The organism is Paraburkholderia sp. DHOC27 (assembly GCF_003429005.1).
Lineage (GTDB): Bacteria > Pseudomonadota > Gammaproteobacteria > Burkholderiales > Burkholderiaceae > Paraburkholderia.
Genome location: NZ_QVQV01000007.1, coordinates 378,528 through 399,748 on the forward strand (window position 1 = coordinate 378,528; position 21,221 = coordinate 399,748).

The window sequence follows — 21,221 nt, forward strand, 5'->3', positions numbered from 1 at the left end:
GCGCTCACGAAGGAAAACAGTCAGCGCCGAGGGCCAGCAAGCAGTCCTGTGCAAGCAGCAGACAGGCACCGCAGAAGACAGGCCCAGGCCGACTGGAATCTGAGAGAGTCAGAAGAGCATGCAGGGCATGGCAACGTGCCCATTGAGTACGGCGCGCCGGTGGATCCGCTGGCGCGCTTTTTTAGCGCGTGCCTGGTTTTCTGACGCGTCCACTCGCACGCAGAGTGCAACGCAACGCATCGCGTCATCGCGGCAAACCAGCGGCAAACCACGCCTCACCGATAAACGATCACCGGAATCCGCGTATGCGTGAGCACCCGCTGCGTCTCGCTGCCAATCAGCAGGCTCCCCAGCCCGCGACGCCCATGCGAGGCCATGAAGATCACATCGCAGCCGCCCTTTTCCGCCGCTTCGATGATGCCCAGATACGGCGAAGGATGAACACTGGTGCGGCTCGTCACGGCAACGCCCACGTTGCGCGCGGCGCGTTCCACCTCTTGCAGATGCACACGCGCCTCGCGTTCGCTGCGTTCGAGGAAGTCCACCGGCGGCTCGATCACGACCTCGGAGAACGGCGAGTAAGGATATTGCGGCAGACACGCATACGCGGTGACGCGTGCGCCGACCGCCTGAGCGAGATCAATTGCGCCTTCGATCGCTTTGCGTGAGAGATCGGAACCATCGGTCGGAACCAGAATGTGCCTGAACATGCTGTCCTCCGTCGTCGACTGCGGCAGGACCCGTCAGTGGGCATGCAAGGCGCATGCGCGGCAAGGAACGCTTAGCAGGTCCTTCAACGATTGTAGTGCGCAGGAAGCCGGCTTGCCGCGCGCTGCGGGTCTGTCCGCATATCGGAAACCCGCGCAGGCGAATGCGGCAAGCGGCCCGGTCCTTAACCCCAGTACTCGGGATGCCCGTACGTATGCTTGAGGAAATCGAGGAACAGCCGCACGCGCAACGGCAAATGACGCCGCTGTGGAAACACCGCATGAATGCCGATGGGCGGTGCCGCGAATTCGTCGAGCACGCTCACGAGCCGGCCAGCGGCGATATCCGCGCCGACCTCCCACCACGAGCGCCACGCGAGTCCGTAGCCTTCCAGACACCACTCGTGCAGCACCGCGCCGTCCGAACATTCCATCGTGCCGGAGACCTTGATGGACACCACCTTGTCGCCTTGCTGGAACATCCAGCCGCGCTGCTGATTGGCGCTCGCACCGAGCGCCAGACAGTTGTGATGCGCCAGATCGGCGAGACTGCGCGGCGCGCCGCGACGCGTCAGATACGTGGGCGAGGCGACGCACACGCGCCGGTTCTCCCCCAGCCGCAGCGAGACCAGCGACGAGTCCGGCAGTTCGCCGAGCCGCACCGCGCAGTCGAAGCCTTCGTTGACGAGATCGACCAGCCGGTCGGACAGATCGAGCGTGATGGAGACATCGGGATGCGCGACGGTAAAAGCCGGCACGAGCGGCGCGACGTGCCGCCGGCCGAAACCCGCCGGCGCCGAGAGCCGCAGATGCCCGCTCGCCTTCACACCGCCGGCGGAAACGCTGGCCTCGGCATTCTGCATGTCGTGAATCACGCGCTGGCAGTCTTCGAGAAAGGCCGAGCCTTCGAATGTCAGCGTGATCTTGCGGGTGGTGCGCACCAGCAGCTTGACGCCCAGGCGCTCTTCGAGGGCGTCAATCCGCCTGCCGATGATGGCGGGCGCGACGCCCTCGGCCTGCGCCGCCGCGGACAGACTGCCCTTGGCTGCCACGGTGACGAAAGTCTCGATCTGCTTGAAACGGTCCATAGTGGGAGAACCGGGCGCGCTCGGTCAGTGCGCGCAAAAGTAGGAATGCGCGACAGATTAGGTGCATGAAAGTAAAAGATCAAGTGATGTTTAGCCTCTTTTTTAACGCATAGCATCACCAATACAATCAATCCGACCTCGAACTGGAGCGCACGGCAATGTCGGCCACAACGACACTCTTCCCCAAAGCAGTGATTTTCGACGCCTACGGCACGCTCTTCGACGTGCATTCGGTCGTCGCGGCGGCAGAGCAGATGTTCCCCGGCCACGGCGACGCGCTGTCGCAACTGTGGCGCCAGAAGCAGATCGAATACTCGCAGCTGCGCACGCTCGCCGACCCGGCCGGCGCGCGCTATCAACCGTTCTGGAACATCACACTCGATGCCCTGCGTTTCGCCGCGCTCAAGCTCGGCCTCACGCTCAACCGGGCGGCGGAAAAACGTCTGATGGACGAATACGCGTGTCTCTCCGCCTTTCCCGATGCCGTGCCGACGCTGCGTGAGTTGCGCCAACTGCATCAACCGGGCGCGCAGGCCGAGGACGTTGCGCAGTCAGGTTCGACGCCTGGGCTCGCCATCCTCTCCAACGGCAATCCGCAGATGCTCGATGTCGCCGTGAAAAGCGCAGGCATGACGGGCCTGTTCGATCACGTGCTGTCCGTGGATACCGTGCGCGCCTACAAGCCGGCCCGCGCCGCATATTCGCTTGGCACCGCGGCATTCGCCGCGCAACCGCGCGAGATCGTGTTCGTCTCGTCCAACGGCTGGGATGTGGCTGGCGCAACGTGGTTCGGCTACACGACCTTCTGGCTCAACCGGCAAGGCGCGCCCGCCGAAGAGCTGGGCGTGACGCCGCGCGGCACCGGCAGCCGTATGAGCGATCTGCTCGAGTTTCTGAAGAACCCGCCTTAGCCGCATGTAGCCGCCCCTTTGTAGAAGCTGTTTTCCGACATGCATGAAGCGCTTGCGAAGCATTTGCGAAGCTTTTGCGAAGTGTCGACGTCGCATACCACAGCCCTGGTGTGTCACGGCAACGCTGCGCAACTGCAGTGACCGGCGCGCGTCATGTACCGGAACCGTACGACGTAGCACTATGCAGCACAACGAAATAAATCCCGGCGCACCCAAAAACACGGCGTCACCACACTGCATTCGAACATTTGCATCTTTGCCATCTGACCGACCAAGGAGAAAACATGGCGCCTCATTCGCCTAACCTGCCGTATCTACCTCAAGGCATGGAAATCACCGCTGAAATCCAGCCCGGCTACGAAACGATCCTCACCCGCGAAGCGCTCGAACTCGTCGCCGCATTGCATCGCACCTTCGAGCCGCGTCGTCAGGCATTGCTGAAGGCGCGTGTCGAACGCACCAAACGTCTGGATGCCGGTGAGCGCCCTGACTTCCTCGCGGAAACGAAGAGCATCCGCGAAGGCGACTGGAAGATCGCGCCCTTGCCGCAGGATCTGCAATGCCGCCGCGTGGAAATCACCGGGCCGGTGGAGCGCAAGATGATCATCAACGCGCTCAATTCGGGCGCGGATTCGTACATGACCGACTTCGAAGATTCGAACGCGCCGAGCTGGGACAACCAGATCACGGGGCATATCAATCTGCGTGACGCCGTGCGCCGTACCATTTCGCTGGAACAGAACGGCAAGTCGTATCAGTTGAACGAGAAGATCGCGACGCTGATCGTGCGTCCGCGTGGCTGGCACCTCGACGAGAAACACGTCAAGGTGGACGGCCAGCGTGTGTCGGGCGGCATCTTCGATTTCGCGCTGTTCCTGTTCCATAACGCCAAAGAACAGGTGGCGCGCGGCACCGCCCCCTACTTCTATCTGCCGAAGATGGAAAGCCACCTCGAAGCGCGTCTGTGGAACGACATCTTCGTTGCTGCGCAGGAAGCGGTGGGCGTGCCGCGTGGCACGATCCGCGCCACGGTGCTGATCGAAACCATCCTCGCCGCGTTCGAAATGGACGAGATTCTGTACGAGTTGCGCGAGCACAGCTCAGGTTTGAATGCGGGCCGCTGGGACTACATTTTCTCGGCTATCAAGAAGTTCAAGACCGACAAGGATTTCTGTCTCGCGGACCGTTCGCAGATCACGATGACCTCGCCCTTCATGCGCGCGTACGCGCTGCTGTTGCTGAAGACCTGCCATCGCCGCAATGCGCCGGCCATTGGCGGCATGAGCGCGCTGATTCCGATCAAGAACGATCCGACCGCCAACGACCGCGCGATGGGCGGTGTGCGCTCGGACAAGGCGCGTGATGCAGGCGACGGCTACGACGGCGGCTGGGTGGCGCATCCGGGTCTGGTGCCGATCGCGATGGAAGAGTTCGTCAAGGTGTTGGGCGATCAGCCGAACCAGATTGGCAAGCAACGCGCGGACGTGCAGGTCAGCGCGCACGATCTGATGGACTTCCGTCCCGAAGCGCCGATCACGGAAGCGGGCCTGCGCAACAACATCAACGTCGGCATTCACTACCTGGGTTCATGGCTCGCGGGCAATGGCTGCGTGCCGATTCACAACCTGATGGAAGACGCCGCCACCGCGGAAATCTCGCGCTCGCAGGTGTGGCAGTGGATCCGCTCGCCGAAGGGTGCGCTCGACGACGGCCGCAAGGTAACCGCGCAACTGGTGCGCGAGTTGTCGGCGCAGGAACTCGCCAAGGTCAAGGAGGCCGTGGGCGGTGACACGAAGCCCTACGAGCGCGCCGCGCAGATCTTCGAAGAGATGTCGACCTCCGAGCAGTTCACCGATTTCCTGACGCTGCCGCTTTACGAAGAAATCTGAACATCACGCCGGTCACGCAGCTGACCGACGCATCGACTGACCGACCGGACGGCCCGGCAGGCACTTGCCTGTTGGGCCGTTTTTTTGTCTGCGCGAGCTGGCAGCGTTCAGTTTTCGCGCGAGCGCCGATACACGACCCAATCGCCCGAACGAATCTCCGGCAAGCCCTTTACCGCCTGTTTCGACACTGGATAAAAGCGGCAGGTCGTTGCGACACCATCCACTTCGAGGCTCACGTCCTCGGCAATGAACAGGCCTTCTACGCCCGGATACACCTCTTCGATTTCGTCCAGCACCGCGATCAGTTCAGCTTCGATCGCATACACGTCGCCATGCACCGGCACGCCCGTCTCATCGCGCACGAAGCCCGGATACGGGCCAAAGTCGTACAGATGCCCGCGCACGGTGGTGTGGCCGAGTAGCGTCGGCGCGCCTATGCCGTGCCGCACAGCGGCTTCGCCAATGTCGTTGATCTCTCCGGCGCGCAAAGTGCCATACACAAATACCTTCTGCATCGTTGCGGTTCCTCCTGTTCAAGGGAACATTATGCCCTTGTGGCCACGATGGCGTGAATGACGCAAATGGCTGGCCTGAAAAAACCCTTCGTTATCCCAGGTATCGACACACGCGCTTCGAAGAATGCGAGCGGTGCGCGTCTCGCCCTACAATGGAAGCTTCCACGCGTTTGCGGGACTCGCCCGTCGCCCATTTCATGGATTCATCCACCGCCGCCTCCGTGTCGACCCGCGTCGACTTCGCCGACATCCCGCCGGAATTTGCGCCAACGCGCGTGCACCCTATCCGCGTGCGCTCACGGCCCATGCCGGCAGGCGTGCGCATCGCCCGCCACACGCATGCGTGGGCCCAGGTCGCGTACGCGTCGCGCGGCGTGCTGCGCATTGCCACCGCCGGCACGACGTGGACGGTGCCGCCGTCGCGCGCCATCTGGGTGCCGCCGCATGTGACACATGAAGTGGTGATCGTCGAGGAAGCCTTTCTGCGCACGCTGTACATCGACGAACACGCGGTGCCGGCCGGGATGGATGCGTGCCGCGTCGTGGAAGTGTCGAATCTGCTGCGGGAAGTGATTGCCGCGCTGGATGTGCCGGATCTCTCCACCAGCCGCGAGCAGGTGCTCGGCGCGCTCGCGCTGGACGAACTGACGCGCTCCGAGCCGCTGCCGCTTTCCGTACCCATGCCCAACGAAAAGCGCCTGCGTGCGCTGTGCGAAGCGGTGATCGCCGATCCGGCCCGTTCCGATTCGCTGGAACAATGGGCCGAGAGTGTCGGCGCCAGCACGCGCACCATTGCGCGGCTGTTTCGCCAGGAGTTGGGGGTGAGTTTTTCGCAGTGGCGTCAGCAGGCGCTGCTGGCGCGGGCGATTCCTCTGCTGAGTCAGGGACGGCCTCTTGCCCACGTGGCGCAGGAGCTGGGCTATCAGAGCCAGAGTGCCTTTTCCGCCATGTTCCGGCGGGCCTTCGGCAAGAGTCCGCGGGCGTTTATCGAAAGAGACGCGGAGCGTGGCTCGGAGCGTGCGATGGTGGAAAGCGAAGCGGAGCCGGACCAACAATAAGAGTCAAGCGCGTGCCGGTGGATCGCCGCCGTCAAACCCGCCGCGCCAGATGCCGGATGGCGCCGAGTTGCGCGAGCCTTGGGCCGGCCAGCTTGTAACCCAAACGTTGATAGAGCCGTGCCGCGGGGTTATCCACGAACACGCGCAACTGCAGTTCGCGCAAGCCGCGCTCGCGGGCCCATTGATGCGACATGTCCAGCAGATACGTGCCCGCGCCGCGCCGCCGATGGCCCTCGGCAATCTGCACGTCGCGGATATGCAGCGAATCCCCTTCCACCGTGATGCGCAGCACGCCAATGGCTTCGCCGTCGGCTTCGAGGATGTAGTTCTCCGACTCACGCCAGCTGCCGAGAAACAGATCGCTGCGCCAGATCAGGTGGTGACGGTGGTAGTAGCCGCCCATGTTGCCGCGCGTCAACGCTTCGGCAAACGCGAAGTCGTCCATGCTGGCCCTGCGCAACTGGAACGGCAACGGGTAATCGGTTGGGACGAACATGACGCGGCGGGCAAAGGAGGAAATCGCACCACGGTAAAACAGCCGGCGCGTGCTGGCAATGGCTGTTTGTCCCGAGAGTGTAGTCCAACCCTCGTGGGCGCGTCGAAAGCGTCCCCCTGGCCGCGTCTGGGTCCGCCAACATGACGTTTGGCTTACGGAGTGACGCGCGACTACGTGTCCATGCCTGGAACGGCGACCAGGGACCGCCGCCCTCTCCGGCCACACGCTGCCGCGTCCGCTGACCTCAGCGCCGGTTGGACCCCGACACCACGTCGATCCAAACCGCCAGCACGAGGATGCCGCCTTTGACGATCATCTGCCAGTATGCATCCACGTCGAGCATCGACATGCCGTTGTCGAGACTCGCCATCACCAGCGCGCCGATCAGCGCGCCGTACACCGTGCCGGACCCGCCGCGCATCGAAGTGCCGCCAATGAAGCAGGCGGCGATCGCATCCAGTTCACCCATCGAGCCAGCCGAGGGCGACCCGGCCGCCAGCCGCGCCGTATTGACGATGCCGCCGAACGCGCACATCAGACCCATCAGCGCGAAAATCACCAGCTTCACGCGGTTCGTGTTGACGCCCGAAAGACGCGTGGCCTCGAGGTTCGATCCCACCGCGTAGATGCGGCGTCCAAACACCGTCTGCGTGGCGATCCACGTGAAGATGCCGAGCAAGGCGAGCAGCAGCAACACCGGCACCGGAATGCCGCCGTAACGGTCGAGCGTGGCCACGAACGCCAGCAGGATCACACCTGCACCGACGATCTTCGTCGCGTCCTGCCAGACCGGCACCACCGGCAACTGATAGCGCTGCCGGTTGCGCCGCTGCCGCACCGTGAGCACCGCCAGCAACGCGAACAACACGACGGCGAGCAGGTCGCCGGCAACGCGCGGCAGATAGCCCTGGCCGAGGAACACGAAATTGTCCGACACCGGCGCGATGGTCGAGCCGCCCGTCACGCCGAGCAGAATGCCGCGATAGGCGAGCATGCCGCCGAGCCCGACGATGAACGACGGCACGCGCCGATAGGTCGACCACCAGCCGTTGAAGAGCCCCACCAGCACGCCCAGCAGCATCACCACCGGCACCGTGACGCCGATCGGCCAGTGCCGGTTGACATCGAGAATCGCGGCGACGCCGCCGAGCAGGCCCAGCAGCGAGCCCACCGACAGGTCGATCTCACCCGCAATGATCACGAACACCATGCCGCAGGCGAGCATGCCGGTAATCGACATCTGCCGCAGCAGGTTCGACAGATTGCGCGGCGTGATGAACGCACCATTGGTGAGAAATGAAAAGAACAGCCAGATGGCGGCTACCGCAATCAACAGCGCGAGAATCTTGTAGCGCGCAAACAGTTGCTGCAACCGCTGCGGACCGAACGACCCGCGCAATGCGGAGTCCTTAGGATTGGGAGAAGTGACGTCGGGAGTCATGCTGCGCTCGCTTCGGTTAGGTTCGTATCTCGCTGCACGGGGCTGATGGCGGCCGTCAACACATCTTCCTGCGTGAGTCCTTCGTTGATGAAATCGCCGCGCAGTTCGCCCTCGCCGATCACCAGCACGCGGTCGCTGATGCCGAGCACCTCTGGCATTTCCGACGACACCATCACGATCGACATGCCGCGCTGCGCCAGTTGCACGATCAGTTTGTAGATTTCGTATTTCGCGCCGACATCGACGCCGCGCGTGGGCTCGTCGAGAATCAGCACCTTCGGATTGGTGAGCAGCATGCGCGTGAGCACCGCTTTCTGCTGATTGCCGCCGGAGAGGCTCGCAATCGACAGCATCGGATGCGCGGCACGCACGGACAGGCGCTTCATCTCCGTGTGAATCGTGTCGAGTTCGGCGGCCGAGTCGATCCGTGCGCCTTTCGCGAAACGCTGCAACACCGAGAGCGTGATGTTGTGCCCCACGCTCAGATGCGGCACGATGCCGTGGCGTTTGCGATCTTCGGGCACCATGCCGATGCCGGCCCGGATTGCATCTTCCGGCGCGCGGATTTTCAGCGGCTTGCCTTCGAGTATCACGGTGGCTTCGCTCACGCCCGGATACGCGCCGAAGATTGCCTGCATCAGCTCGGTACGGCCCGCGCCGACGAGGCCCGCCACGCCCAGAATCTCGCCACGGCGAAGCGAAAACGACACATCGTCGACGCGTTTGCGGCGCGGGTTCGTCACGTCGAAGCACGTCACGTTGCGCGCCTCGAAGATCACCTCACCCAGCTCGCGTGGTTCGCGCGGAAACAGGTTCTTGATTTCGCGGCCCACCATCATCGCGATGATGCGGTCGGTGGTCAGTGCCTGCATCGGCTCAGTGGCGACATGGCGGCCATCGCGAATCACGGTGATCGTGTCGCACACCGCGGCAACCTCGTCGAGCTTGTGCGAAATGTAGACACAGGCCACGCCGCGCCGTTTCAGATCGCGCACGATGTCGAGCAGGATGCGCGTCTCGGAGCCGGTCAGCGACGAGGACGGCTCGTCCAGAATCAGCAGCTTCGCGCGCTTGTTGAGCGCCTTGGCGATCTCGATCAATTGCTGATGGCCGCCGCCATAGTTCATCACCGGCTGCGCGACGTTGATGCCTTCAATGTGCAGTTCGCGCAGCAACTCGTCGGCACGCTGGAACATCGCGGCGTAGTTCATGCGGCCGCCCGGCAAGGTGATTTCGTTGCCAAGAAAGATGTTCTCCGCCACCGACAACTCCGGCACCAGCATCAACTCCTGGTGAATGATGACGATGCCCGCATGCTCGGTGTCGCGCACGTTAGCCGCCTTCAGCGGCTGACCTTCCCACAGGATCTCGCCGTCCCACGTGCCATACGGATACACGCCGGACAGCACTTTCATCAGCGTCGATTTGCCCGCGCCGTTCTCGCCGCACAGGCCCACGCACTCGCCCGGCGCGACCGTCAGGTCGATACCGTCGAGCGCCTTGACGCCGGAAAACGCTTTGACGATGCCGTGCATCGCCAGTAAAGGTTGCGCCATTCGCTTTGCCTCACTACAAGCTACAAGGAGCGCGACGGCGCCGCTGCGTGCAATCGTCAGCAGCGTCGTCGCGCACGTCCCGTTTATTGGCTCGCGAGTTGAGCCTGCGTGTAGAAGCCGTCCTTCACGACGACGTCGGCATTGCTCTTCGTCAGCAGCGTGGGCTGCAGCAGCACCGTGTCGACCTTCTTCTTGCCGTTGTCGTACTGCGCGTTAAAGCCCGGCTTCTCACCCTTGGCGAGTGCCACGGAGAGCTTGGCCGCTTCGCCGGCGATCAGCTTGAGCGGCTTGTAGACCGTCATGGTCTGCGTACCCGAGATCACGCGCTTGACCGCGGCGAGATCGGCATCCTGACCGGAGATAGGCACCTTGCCGGCCATGTGCTGGGCTGCCAGCGCCTGAATCGCGCCGCCGGCCGTGCCGTCGTTCGAAGCCACCACGGCGTCGATCTTGTTGTTGTTCGCCGTCAACGCATCTTCCATGATGCGCAGCGCCGTGGAGGCGCTCCACTCCGGCACCCACTGCTGGCCGACCACCTTGATGTCGCCCTTGTCGATGGCCGGTTGCAGCACCTTCAACTGACCTTCACGCAGCATCTTCGCGTTGTTGTCGGTCGGCGCGCCACCAAGCAGGAAGTAGTTGCCCTTCGGTTGCGCGTTGTAGACGCCTTGAGCCTGCAGTTCGCCGACCTTTTCGTTGTCGAACGAGATGTAGGCGTCGATATCGGCGTCCAGAATCAGGCGGTCATACGACACGACCTTGATGCCGGCCTTCTTCGCTTCGGCCACGACATTGCCGAGCGTCTTCGAATTGAACGGCACGATCACGATCACATCTACGCCGCGCGAGATCAGATTTTCGATCTGCGAAATCTGCCGCTCTTCGCTGGCGTCCGCCGATTGCACCGACACCTTCGCGCCGAGCTTTTCCGCAGCCGCCACGAAGTAATCGCGGTCCCGCGACCAGCGTTCGACCCTCAGATCGTCGATACAGAAACCGATTTCCGGATGCTCCTTGCTGGCATGCGCCAGCGGCGCGGCGAGCGACAAACTCGCCAGCACGGCGCCGCACACGAGCGAACCTAGAACCGAACGACGCGTTGAAAATTTCATGTCTCACTCCTCTCTCTTATGATCGGCAATGCCGTACTCGGCGGCGCCGGACTGAACGGCACGCGCGTCTCGACGCGCGGCCGGCTGGATAAAAACGGCAATGGCAACGACAGCGACAGCAACTACGACGGAACTACGATGCGACAAACCTTGCGGCGACGAGGGACGACTTTGAATAGACGCGACACGCGCATCCGCCTTCATTTATTTCGTATTCCTATGTAACTACTTCAAACTGACGCGAGGACTTGCAGACACGGTCAGGTTGAGTCGAGACACAGCGCTGCGCTGCGTCTTTCTGCTGATAGCCTGAGTGAACGGGCAGCCAGGCGTGCTGCCCGTGTTCGAATGACCAGCTAGGCGTCCGCAGCAAACACCGGTTCCAGCGCCCGATAGAGCGCGTGGAAAGTCGGGCGGCGTTCATTGCTGTACCACGTATGACGCGCGCTGTCCGGTTCACGCACCGCAAGCACTTCCGGCCTTGGACAGATTGCGTCGAGCGGCGCATCCGGTTCGAGCGCAAGATGCGCGAGACGCGCCGCACCGAGCGCCGGCCCCACTTCGCCACCAGCGCGCAGGGTCAGCGGACGGCCGGCGATGTCCGCCAGCATCTGGGTCCAGTAAGCGCTGCGCGAGCCGCCGCCAATCACCGAAATCTCATCGGGCACGAGCCCCGCTGCGTGCAGCGCATCCATGCCGTCTAGCAACGCGAAGCCCACGCCTTCGAGCGTCGCGTTCGCCATGTCGGCACGGTCGGTCTGCGGCACGAGTCCGTAAAACACGCCCTTCGCGTTGACGTTGTTGTGCGGCGTGCGCTCGCCGCTCAGATACGGCAGGAACCAGGGGCGCCGGTCGCGTGCATTCGCTTCGGCATCCGCCAGCAACGCGGCCACGTCCTTGTAGCCCGTCAATTGCGCGGTGAAATCGATGCAGCCTGCCGCGTTCAGCATCACCGACATCAGATGCCACGTCTGCGGCAAGGCGTGACAGAAGCTGTGCACCGCCGAGGCTGGATTCGCGCGATAGCCGTCGGAGACCGCGAAATACACGCCCGACGTACCGAGCGACAGCATGGCTTGCCCAGGTCGGACGATACCCACGCCCACCGCACCCGCCGCGTTGTCACCGCCGCCTGCGATCACCGGAATCTCGCCGAGACCCCATTGACGCGCCAGCTCGGGCTTGAGCGTGCCGGTGATGCGATTGCCTTCGAAGACCGCCGGCATCTGTTCACGCGACAGCCCGCAGGCCGCCAGCAACGCGCCGCTGTAATCGCGCTGTTCGACATCGAGCCACAACGTGCCGGCCGCATCCGAAGGGTCGGTCGCGAAATCGCCGGTCAGTCGATAACGCAGATAGTCCTTGGGCAACAAGACCTGCGCGATGCGGGCAAAAATCTCCGGTTCGTGTTTGCGCACCCATAGCAGCTTGGGCGCGGTAAAGCCCGGCATCGCCATGTTGCCGGCAATCTCGCGCAGTTGCGGCGCGGCGATCTCGAGTTCGCGGCACTCGACATCCGAGCGCCCGTCGTTCCACAAAATGGCCGGACGCAGCACCTCGCCTTGCGCATCGAGCAGCGTCGCACCATGCATTTGCCCGGTCAGACCGAGCGCTTCGATCTGCGCCGCGTCGATACCGGCTGTCCTGGCTTGCGCCAGCAGGTCGGCGAGCGCGCGCGTGGTGGCGCCCCACCAGTCCTGCGGCGCCTGCTCCGACCAGCGTGGATGCGGCCGGCTGACCGTCAGTGCCTGCGAGGCCGTGCAACGCACCCGGCCGTCGCGATCGAGTAGCACGGCTTTGACGCCTGACGTGCCGAGGTCGATACCGATAAACATGTCTCCACCCTCGTTATGCGCAAGTGTGCCCTGCGTTCGTTACCCTGCGTTCATGACCGTGCTTTCGCGCTCAGCGCAAGCCGTAGATGGCCTGATTCACGACGCCTTCCAGCCGTTCCTGCTGACCGCTGGCGTGCTTCGGGCTCAGGCCACGGTCGAGCGCGTCCTTGGCGAGTTCCGACAACGAGAAGCCGCCATCGAGGATATTGCGGCCGTACTGCGTTTCCCAGCCCGCGTAGCGCTCACGCTTGAACTTTTCGAGCCGGTCGTTTTCGATCAGGACTGCTGCACGCTCGACACCGAGCGCGAGGTTGTCGATCGCGCTGATGTGGCCGTAGAACAGATCAGCCGCATCGACGCTTTGACGCCGCACCTTGGCGTCGAAATTCATCCCGCCGGTCGTGAAGCCGCCGTGCCGGAGGATTTCGTAGAACGCCAGTGTCAGTTCCTCGACGCTATTCGGAAACTGGTCCGTATCCCAGCCGTTTTGCGGATCGCCGCGATTGGCGTCGACGCTGCCGAAGATATCCAGTGCAAACGCCGTGGCGATCTCGTGATGGAACGAGTGACCGGCCAGCGTGGCGTGATTGGCCTCGATGTTGACGCGAATCTCTTTCTGCAGGCCGTATTGCGTAAGAAAGCCATGCACGGCGGCCACATCGTAATCGTATTGATGCTTGGTTGGCTCCTGCGGCTTCGGCTCGATCAGGAGCGTGCCCTTGAAGCCGATCTTGTGCGCATGCTCGACCACCATCGTGAGAAAGCGGGCGAACTGCTCGCGTTCGCGCACCAGGTCCGTATTGAGCAGCGTTTCATAGCCTTCACGGCCGCCCCACAGCACGTAGTTTTCGCCGCCCAGCCGTTGCGTGGCGTCGAGCGCGTGGCACACCTGAGTGGCCGCATACGCAAACACTTCCGGGTTCGGGCTGGTTGCCGCGCCGCCTGCATAGCGGGGATGCGAGAACAGATTCGCCGTGCCCCACAGCAGTTTGACGCCGGTGTCCTGCTGCTTGCGCGCCAGGTAATCGGTGATACGCGCGAAGTTCTCGCTGTATTCCTTGATGCTGCTGCCTTCAGGCGCGACGTCGGTGTCGTGGAAGGTGTAGTAAGGGGTGCCTAGCTTCGAGAACAGCTCGAACGCCGCATCCGCTTTCTGATGCGCGCGCTCCATCGGGTCACCGGGTTGATGCCACGGACGCTCGAAGGTGCCCTGTCCGAAGATATCCACGCCGGGCCAGACGAAGGTGTGCCAGTAGCACACGGCAATGCGCAGATGTTCTTCCAGCGTCTTGCCGAGCACCTGTTTGCTGCGGTCGTAATGGTGATAGGCCAGCGGGTTATCCGATTGCGGGCCTTCATACTTGATGGTCGGGATATGTTCGAAGTAGGACATCAGCGTCTCCTGTTATTGTTGCAGCGCAACCCGTACCGCGTCCGTGCGCCGGGTTCGACAAGGTGACGCCATGCTGCCAGTGCGGCGCCCCTCCCCGCAATTGCGAAATTGCGCAGGGCGGTTAATGTTTCTCACCGCGCGCGCATTTCACGTTCACAGGCGTGGAAATAGCAGCCTAAAATAACCCGACGCTTAAAAACCGGCCCGGCGCATGGCGCCCCGCCCAACAAGGAGACGCTGGCACGCAGGCCGCAAGGCCCACGCGCCATCAACGCGATGACCCGACCCCAGACGCATCAGACGCCGCATCGGATCGCCCTGCTGTTCAACGCCAATAAGGTGTACGACCGCGAGATCATCGCGGGTATCGGTAATTACCTGCTGTCGACCCGCGTGGCGTGGGACCTGTTTCTGGAGGAAGACTTTCGCTGCCGTCTGACCGGCATCGAGCGCTTCGACGGCGACGGCATCATTGCCGACTTCGACGACCCCGCAGTTTGCGAAGCGCTGCGCGGTTGCCCGCTGCCGGTGGTGGCGGTGGGCTCGTCGTACGAGGACGAGTCGCTCTATCCGCCCGAGGTGCCCTACATTGCGACGGATAACGCCAAGCTGGTTTCGCTCGCCTACACGCATCTGATCGGCGCGGGGCTCGCGCATTTTGCGCTGTACAGCCTGCCGCAGGCGCCGGAAAACCGCTGGGCGCAGCAACGCGAACTGGCCTTCGCCAATCTTCGCGCGGCCGACGGGCGCACCGCCGAAGAAATCGACGCCGAGATCTATCGCGGCCTCTCCACCAGCGCGCACGCCTGGAACCAGGCCACGGATCAGCTCACGGCATGGCTCGAAAAGTTGCCCAAGCCGGTAGGCATCATCGCCGTGACCGATGCGCGCGCCCGGCATCTGTTGCAGGCCTGTCTGATTGCCGGCATCGCGGTGCCCGAGCAGGTGGCGATCATCGGCATCGACAACGATCCGTTGACGCGCACCCTCACGCGCATTCCGCTGTCGTCGGTCATTCAGGGCACCGAGGAAATGGGCCGCACCGCCGCGCACGTGCTGCATCAGATGCTGCACGGCGCGCGCTTTCCGGGCCGTTGCATCCGCGTGCCGCCGGTGGGCATCAACGTGCTCGAATCGACGCGCCATCAGCCGCTCACGAGCCCCTACGTGATGCGCGCGCGGCACTTCATCCGCCAGTACGCCTGCCAGGGAATCCGCACCGAGCAGGTGGCCGATTACGTGGGCGTGTCGCGCTCGTCGCTCGAAGATTATTTTCGGCGTGAGTTGCAATGCACGGTGCACCAGGAGATCCTCCGGCATAAGCTCGACGCGGCCAAGGCGATGCTCGCCAGGGGCGATGCGTCGAGTGCGGAGGTCGCGATCCGCTGCGGCTTCACGTCCTTGCAGTACATGTATGCCGTGTTTCGGCGTGAGTTGGGCTGCACGCCGCGCGAGTATCAGGAGCGCGTGAAGTCCGAAGCGGCGCCACGCTAGTCTCGCTCTTTTCCCAGTTATCAGGATCTCTTTCTCTCGCCGCCATGATCAGTACCGCACGATTTTCCACCGAGCCTTGGGGCACCCTGCCCGGCGGCGACCCGGTCCAGCTCTTTACGCTGCGCAACGCGCACGGCATGAAAGTCGCCATCAGCGATCTGGGCGCGACACTCGTGTCGTGGCACGCGCCGGACCGCACTGGCAGGCTCGGCGATATCCTGCTCGGTCACGACACGCCGGCGGATTACCTCGCGGCGACGACCTACATGGGCGGATTGATCGGCCGCTGGGCCAATCGCATTGCGGGGGCCCGCTTCACGCTCGACGGCATCGAATACACGCTCGATCGCAATGAGGGCAACAATCTTTTGCATGGTGGCGCGGCAGGATTCAATCGGCAGCGTTGGGACGCGAGCGAAGACAACGGCACGCTCGTCATGCGGCTCGAATCGCCCGAGGGCGATGCGGGCTTTCCCGGCAACGTGACGGTGCAGGTGCGCTATACGCTCGATGACGACGGCGCGCTGACGATCGACTACGAAGGCATCACCGATGCGCCCACTCCGCTCAATCTGACGAGCCACGGTTACTTCAATCTGTCCGGCGTGCCGGCGACCGACGTGCGTGGACATGTGGTCTCTATCGACGCCGATCAGTTCTTCGAAGTCGATGCCGCGATGATTCCGCTGCGGCGCGCGGAAGTGGCGGGCAATGCGTTCGACTTCCGGCGCAGCGCGCCCCTTGGCGCGCGGCTCGACTGGCCGAATACGCAGCTCGCGCTCGCGCAAGGCTTCGATCATTGCTACGTGCTGCACGAGACGCTCGATGCCAACGGCACGCTGAACAGCACGCCGCCCGTGCGCGAAGTGGCGCGCGTTTATGATCCAGGCAGCGGCCGCGAACTGACCGTGCTGACCGATCAATGGGGTCTGCAGTTCTACACTGGCAACTACCTGACCGGGCTCAAGGGGCGCGGCGGTGTCATCCATCCACGCTATGCGGGCCTCTGTCTCGAAGCGGGCGGCTTTCCCGACCAGATCAATATGGCCGACCATCAGCGCGTCGTGTTGCGACCCGGCGAAACGTACCGTCAGGTCACGCAGTATCGCGTCGAAGTGCGCTCCGGAGTGTAAGTTGGCGTCGGAAAATCACGCGTAAAAAAGGCGTGATAGAGTCCCGTGCGATGCCACCGGCCGTGATGGCATCACACGTGATTACAACGACCTTGCTCTCGAGCTGAAGGAGAAAAAAATTAACAGGAAGCTAACAGCAGCGATTGCCGTCAGTGCATCTCTGCTTTCAATTTACAGCGTGGCCAGTGTTGCAGCGAAGACCGACACCGGGCTCGAAAACGCCAATACGGTGAACGTGACCGGCGCGACGAATCGCAATGGCGGTGAAAACAAGGACCGCGAAACATTGTCGATCGCGGCAGTGGACGCGAACGGTCCTGTGACCGGCGCAAAATGCACGTTGACCAATGCGAAGGGCGACTGGTCCGTCACTGCACCTGATAGCGTGGACGTGCGACGCTCGGATTCAGACCTGCAGGTCAAATGCGAAATGCCCGGCTATGACCCGGTCGTGACGACCATCAAGTCTTCCAAGACGCAGATTCCGAAACCGCAGTTCCACTTTGCAGCAGGTGGCGGCGACGATGACGATGCGACGATCACCGTGCCCCAATACACCGCGTCGATCACCGTGACGTTTGGCAGCAAACAGGCTGCCGCCAACTAGGCGTACAACCGCACGACGCGTGATGAAATTGCATGGTCTGTCACAGGCCATGCAATTGCCTGGCGTCACATTCATTCCTGCGTTTTGGTTAACGCGCGGAGCGAGGCGTCGGTGCAATTGGCTTCTTCTGCACAGAGGCCAATAGTGAATTGCGCACACGCTTGATGGCCAGACGTCCACGCCACAACCAGTGTGCGATCAGGACATCGCGCCAGAAGCGCACGGGCACGAAGGTGGCCCGATGTGACTGCCGTTGCAGCAGCCCCTTGCCGGCGGGAAGGTGCACCAGCGAGCAACTGCGAAACCACGCGAGATTGCGATAGCAGTTGCCTGCCCAATGCCGCCCGATGGCCTGCCAGGCGCCCACTTCCACCATGCCCTGCCCTTCGTCCGCAAGCGTGTTGAGCGCAGCGGAAACGAACGTCTCATCGCCGTGATGCAGCAGGCGATGACTCTCCTGCAAGTAGCGCTCGTAGCACTCGCGTGCGCGTGACACAACCAACGCGAGTGTATGCGGCGTGGCCAGCATGAATTCGCCACCGTACCAGCGCGGATTGCGCAGACGGCGGTTCGCCACGAGTTCCAGATCGTTGATCACCGACGCAAAACCATACGCGGAAAACAGCTGGTCGGAGATATCGAAGATGCCGATGCCGGCCTCCGCACAGCGTGTGATCAAGTCATCGTTCAGCGGCCGCACCGCGACGATATCCGCATCGAGCAGCAGCATCAGCGTGTCGTCGGGCAGCGTGCGCGCCAGTTGATCCATCAGATCGAGTTTGAAGTGAGCGCCATAGAACGGCGTGGCTTTGGGCAACTGGATGGTCATGACCAGTTGCTGAACGGCAGCATGCGAGTTGGGCTCGAATGACTTCAGCCGTGCTTCGACCTGTTCGGGCGAGTTGGTGAAGATGGTCAGACGCGGCATGCCCGCCTGCACGAGACTTCGATTGAGCCCCACGGCCTGATCGACGTAAGAAAGGGGGTCTTTGCTTGAGGAGTTTGGACTGCGACCCGCATCGGCATCCACGAATACCAGCGTGCAAGGAAAGATCGTCACCCCACTGCCCTCCCGGCGAAAGCCGCTCACGCCCTTTTTGCACCGTCGCGACGCGCGCGGTGCAGTATCCGTTCGCGCCTGCCGTTGCCGTCGAGACCGGTCACAGCGTGTCGTGCACGCATGCCGCAGCGCAGCGCAGCGGATATGCATCAATACTGGTTGGCTCGCGCAGCCAATGCAATCGCCAACGCCAGGCGGGAACCGTCAAGACTCAGGCGCATATAGACGAAGCGGCAAACTCTGCCTTGCGAGCGGGACGGGCGACGCGGGAGTGGTGAAGATTACTGACTCGTGGATCGCCAAGGCCGGCGCTCGAACGGCGCAGATGTGGTGCTCGATCGTGGTGCACCGACGCAGCACTTGCTACACGTGTTTGACGATACGCTTACATGGACATGGCGCGTTCGCAAATGCTAAGGCATCCCAGGTAGCGTCCGGAAAACAAAAAAGCCGTTGAATCAAGTCTGATTCAACGGCTTTCGTGCTTTTCTGGCGGAGCGGACGGGACTCGAACCCGCGACCCCCGGCGTGACAGGCCGGTATTCTAACCAACTGAACTACCGCTCCAGATTTTTGCACCGGCGTTTGCGAACGTTGATGCGGCTCGCAAACTGCATCGCTTCGAAGCACTTCAAACGATGCCGATGTCTTGGCGTCCCCTAGGGGATTCGAACCCCTGTACTCACCGTGAAAGGGTGATGTCCTAGGCCTCTAGACGAAGGGGACAACGTACGCTTACACCTTTAATGAAAAAGCCCGTTCAAGTTCATATGAACGGGCTTTGTCTGGCGGAGTGGACGGGACTCGAACCCGCGACCCCCGGCGTGACAGGCCGGTATTCTAACCGACTGAACTACCACTCCAGTCTTTACACCCTGGCTTGCGAGCGTCGGTTAATTCTCTGCAAGCTGCGCTACCTTACCGCCAACCAAGTGCGACTTGCACTTACTTGAAACACTAAAGCGACGCTGATGTTTGGCGTCCCCTAGGGGATTCGAACCCCTGTACTCACCGTGAAAGGGTGATGTCCTAGGCCTCTAGACGAAGGGGACATAATCTTTTCAGATCTGTCTTTATCTTGCTGCTAACTGGCGATAATTTCGTTTCGTCAGCAGCAAAGACCAATATTCTAACTAGCTTGTTACTATTTGTGAAGTCTTTTTTGCTACAGGATCCAGACATCGGAAAGACTTCAATCTGCTCTGATGGTGGAGGTAAGCGGGATCGAACCGCTGACCTCTTGCATGCCATGCAAGCGCTCTCCCAGCTGAGCTATACCCCCCTTGCAGAACAGAAACGAGATTTTAAGGAGCAAATCTCGCTTTGTAAATACCCTTTGAGTGATTACATGCGACTTTTTTTGCCCGTCGCATGCAATCCCTCTCAGCGGTATTTCGCCTGCTTTCAGGCGAGCCCTTTTTCGAGGCGCTGGACCACGACGTCGCGGCCGAACAGCATCAGTACGGTGTCGATGGACGGCGTATGCGTCGTGCCTGCCACGAGCAGACGCACCGGCATGGCCAGTTGCGGCATCTTCAGCTTGTGCGCGGCCAGCGTCGCCTTCAGTGCCGCGGCGATGCTCTCCTTGTTCCACTCCACTGTCTTCAGCGCGCTCGCGAGATCGGCGATGGCTGGACGTACGGCGTCGGTCACGTGCTGCGCGAGCGCGTCCGCTTCAGGCGCCGGCTCGCGGTAGAACATCGCGGCGCTCTCGGCGATTTCCTTGACCGTCGAGGCGCGGTCTTTCAGCAGACCCACTACCGCCACCAGATCGGCGCCTTGCGCGATCGTGGCCGCGTCGATGGCCGGCTCCAGCTGCGCGAAAAACGGCCGCGTCAGTTCGGCGAGACGCGCGTTATCCGCTTCCTTGATGTAGTGAGCGTTGAGCCAGTTCAGCTTGTCGTGATCGTACTGCGCCGGCGACTTGCCGAGATGCTCCAGGTTGAACCACTCGACGAACTGCTCACGCGAGAAAATCTCCGCGTCACCATGCGACCAGCCAAGCCGCGCGAGGTAGTTGAGCACGGCTTCCGGCAGATAGCCCGCATCGCGATAGCCCGTCACGCTCATCGCGCCGTGACGCTTGCTCATCTTTTCGCCCTGCTCGTTCAGCACGGTCGGCAAGTGCGCGTAGACCGGCGGCTCGGCGCCCAGCGCGCGCAGGATGTTGATCTGACGCGGCGTGTTGTTCACGTGATCGTCGCCGCGAATCACGTGCGTGATGCGCATATCGAGATCGTCCACGACCACGCAGAAGTTGTAGGTCGGCGTGCCGTCAGGACGTGCGATCACCAGATCGTCCAGCTCTTCGTTGGAGATTTCGATGCGCCCTTTCACCGCGTCGTCCCAGGCCACCACGCCCGTCAACGGATTGCGAAAGCGCGTAACCGGCTGCACGCCTTCCGGTGGCGTGGGCAGCACCTTGCCGGGTTCCGGACGCCACGTGCCGTCGTAGCGTGGCTTTTCGCCCGCGAGACGCTGCCGCTCGCGCAACGCGTCGAGCTCTTCCGTAGACATGTAGCACGGGTACGCCAGCCCCTGCTGTTCCATCTGCTTCAGCACTTCGCGGTAACGGTCCATGCGCTGCATCTGATAGAACGGGCCTTCGTCGTAATCGAGGCCAAGCCAGGCCATGCCTTCGAGGATCGCATCCACGGAAGCCGAGGTCGAGCGCTCCAGGTCCGTATCTTCGATGCGCAGCACGAAGTCGCCTTTGTTCTTGCGCGCAAACGCCCACGGATACAGCGCCGAGCGGATGTTGCCGAGGTGGATGAAACCCGTGGGGCTCGGTGCGAAGCGGGTACGAACGGAGGTGGTCATGTGCGGTTACTCGGAAACGGGCGACGCTACCGGACGTTTGAGCGCGACATGCGCTGAGACGCGCGGCAGCGGAACGTATTCGTGCAGCGAAGCGCGTCGCGCACGG

General features: G+C 62.5%; 17 protein-coding genes and 5 tRNA genes. 6 read left to right on the forward strand and 16 right to left on the reverse strand.

Annotated elements, in window-relative coordinates; translation table 11 throughout:
* Nucleotides 1-275 precede the first annotated feature (275 nt).
* Together D0B32_RS23250 and D0B32_RS23255 are read right to left on the reverse strand one after the other, a co-directional pair.
* The gene (locus D0B32_RS23250; protein WP_117336636.1) at nt 276-710 is read right to left on the reverse strand and encodes a universal stress protein; all 435 of its coding nucleotides are present in this window, start codon (nt 708-710) and stop codon (nt 276-278) included.
* A gap of 182 nt (nt 711-892) precedes the next feature.
* Nucleotides 893-1,795: a LysR family transcriptional regulator gene (locus tag D0B32_RS23255; protein WP_117336637.1), complete on the reverse strand. Its 903-nt coding sequence runs from the start codon at nt 1,793-1,795 to the stop codon at nt 893-895.
* Nucleotides 1,796-1,953: 158 nt separating this feature from the next.
* Between D0B32_RS23255 and D0B32_RS23260 the strand changes: the two genes are divergently transcribed.
* Together D0B32_RS23260 and aceB are read left to right on the forward strand one after the other, a co-directional pair.
* Nucleotides 1,954-2,706 (forward strand): (S)-2-haloacid dehalogenase, encoded by a 753-nt coding sequence (locus D0B32_RS23260; protein WP_117336638.1) that lies wholly within the window; start codon nt 1,954-1,956, stop codon nt 2,704-2,706.
* Between the two features lie 284 nt (nt 2,707-2,990).
* Nucleotides 2,991-4,595: a malate synthase A gene (aceB, locus tag D0B32_RS23265; RefSeq protein WP_117336639.1), complete on the forward strand. Its 1,605-nt coding sequence runs from the start codon at nt 2,991-2,993 to the stop codon at nt 4,593-4,595.
* 107 nt (nt 4,596-4,702) lie between these two features.
* Here the strand turns inward: aceB and D0B32_RS23270 are convergent, their stop codons facing one another.
* Entirely contained in the window at nt 4,703-5,110 is a 408-nt protein-coding gene (locus D0B32_RS23270; RefSeq protein WP_117336640.1) for a gamma-glutamylcyclotransferase, read from the reverse strand.
* 197 nt (nt 5,111-5,307) lie between these two features.
* Between D0B32_RS23270 and D0B32_RS23275 the strand changes: the two genes are divergently transcribed.
* Nucleotides 5,308-6,168 carry a helix-turn-helix domain-containing protein gene (locus tag D0B32_RS23275; protein WP_181969878.1) on the forward strand — a complete coding sequence of 287 codons (861 nt, stop codon included), beginning with the start codon at nt 5,308-5,310 and terminating at the stop codon, nt 6,166-6,168.
* A gap of 31 nt (nt 6,169-6,199) precedes the next feature.
* On the opposite strand, the gene D0B32_RS23280 is transcribed toward D0B32_RS23275, so the two are convergent.
* The 6 genes from D0B32_RS23280 to xylA form a co-directional block, all read right to left on the reverse strand.
* The gene (locus D0B32_RS23280) at nt 6,200-6,664 is read right to left on the reverse strand and encodes a GNAT family N-acetyltransferase (RefSeq protein ID WP_117336641.1); all 465 of its coding nucleotides are present in this window, start codon (nt 6,662-6,664) and stop codon (nt 6,200-6,202) included.
* Nucleotides 6,665-6,908: 244 nt separating this feature from the next.
* Complete coding sequence (locus D0B32_RS23285; RefSeq protein ID WP_117336642.1) at nt 6,909-8,105, reverse strand: sugar ABC transporter permease; 1,197 nt, start codon at nt 8,103-8,105, stop codon at nt 6,909-6,911.
* Entirely contained in the window at nt 8,102-9,661 is a 1,560-nt protein-coding gene (xylG, locus tag D0B32_RS23290; RefSeq protein WP_117336643.1) for a D-xylose ABC transporter ATP-binding protein, read from the reverse strand. Before xylG ends, D0B32_RS23285 begins: the two co-directional genes overlap by 4 nt.
* A gap of 83 nt (nt 9,662-9,744) precedes the next feature.
* Nucleotides 9,745-10,773, reverse strand: coding sequence for a D-xylose ABC transporter substrate-binding protein (xylF, locus tag D0B32_RS23295; RefSeq protein ID WP_117336644.1), 1,029 nt, complete (start codon nt 10,771-10,773; stop codon nt 9,745-9,747).
* A 356-nt stretch (nt 10,774-11,129) separates the two neighbouring features.
* Nucleotides 11,130-12,608, reverse strand: coding sequence for a xylulokinase (gene xylB, locus D0B32_RS23300; RefSeq protein ID WP_117336645.1), 1,479 nt, complete (start codon nt 12,606-12,608; stop codon nt 11,130-11,132).
* A gap of 70 nt (nt 12,609-12,678) precedes the next feature.
* Nucleotides 12,679-14,001 carry a xylose isomerase gene (gene xylA, locus D0B32_RS23305; protein ID WP_117336646.1) on the reverse strand — a complete coding sequence of 441 codons (1,323 nt, stop codon included), beginning with the start codon at nt 13,999-14,001 and terminating at the stop codon, nt 12,679-12,681.
* A gap of 276 nt (nt 14,002-14,277) precedes the next feature.
* Between xylA and D0B32_RS23310 the strand changes: the two genes are divergently transcribed.
* From D0B32_RS23310 to D0B32_RS23320, 3 genes are all read left to right on the forward strand, one after another.
* Nucleotides 14,278-15,495: a DNA-binding transcriptional regulator gene (locus tag D0B32_RS23310; RefSeq protein WP_117336647.1), complete on the forward strand. Its 1,218-nt coding sequence runs from the start codon at nt 14,278-14,280 to the stop codon at nt 15,493-15,495.
* A 44-nt stretch (nt 15,496-15,539) separates the two neighbouring features.
* The gene (locus D0B32_RS23315; RefSeq protein WP_117336648.1) at nt 15,540-16,628 is read left to right on the forward strand and encodes an aldose epimerase family protein; all 1,089 of its coding nucleotides are present in this window, start codon (nt 15,540-15,542) and stop codon (nt 16,626-16,628) included.
* Nucleotides 16,629-16,806: 178 nt separating this feature from the next.
* Nucleotides 16,807-17,235 (forward strand): hypothetical protein, encoded by a 429-nt coding sequence (locus D0B32_RS23320; protein ID WP_117336649.1) that lies wholly within the window; start codon nt 16,807-16,809, stop codon nt 17,233-17,235.
* Between the two features lie 88 nt (nt 17,236-17,323).
* Here the strand turns inward: D0B32_RS23320 and D0B32_RS23325 are convergent, their stop codons facing one another.
* The 7 genes from D0B32_RS23325 to gltX all read right to left on the reverse strand — a co-directional run bounded on the left by D0B32_RS23325 (nt 17,324) and on the right by gltX (nt 21,115).
* The gene (locus D0B32_RS23325; RefSeq protein WP_117336650.1) at nt 17,324-18,295 is read right to left on the reverse strand and encodes a hypothetical protein; all 972 of its coding nucleotides are present in this window, start codon (nt 18,293-18,295) and stop codon (nt 17,324-17,326) included.
* Nucleotides 18,296-18,785: 490 nt separating this feature from the next.
* Nucleotides 18,786-18,862 (reverse strand) — tRNA-Asp (locus D0B32_RS23330).
* Between the two features lie 83 nt (nt 18,863-18,945).
* Nucleotides 18,946-19,021: transfer RNA gene (locus D0B32_RS23335), tRNA-Glu, on the reverse strand.
* Between the two features lie 60 nt (nt 19,022-19,081).
* Nucleotides 19,082-19,158: transfer RNA gene (locus D0B32_RS23340), tRNA-Asp, on the reverse strand.
* A gap of 113 nt (nt 19,159-19,271) precedes the next feature.
* A tRNA-Glu gene (locus D0B32_RS23345) sits at nt 19,272-19,347 on the reverse strand.
* A gap of 154 nt (nt 19,348-19,501) precedes the next feature.
* Nucleotides 19,502-19,577: transfer RNA gene (locus tag D0B32_RS23350), tRNA-Ala, on the reverse strand.
* Nucleotides 19,578-19,699: 122 nt separating this feature from the next.
* The gene (gene gltX, locus D0B32_RS23355; RefSeq protein WP_117336651.1) at nt 19,700-21,115 is read right to left on the reverse strand and encodes a glutamate--tRNA ligase; all 1,416 of its coding nucleotides are present in this window, start codon (nt 21,113-21,115) and stop codon (nt 19,700-19,702) included.
* Nucleotides 21,116-21,221: the final 106 nt, after the last annotated feature.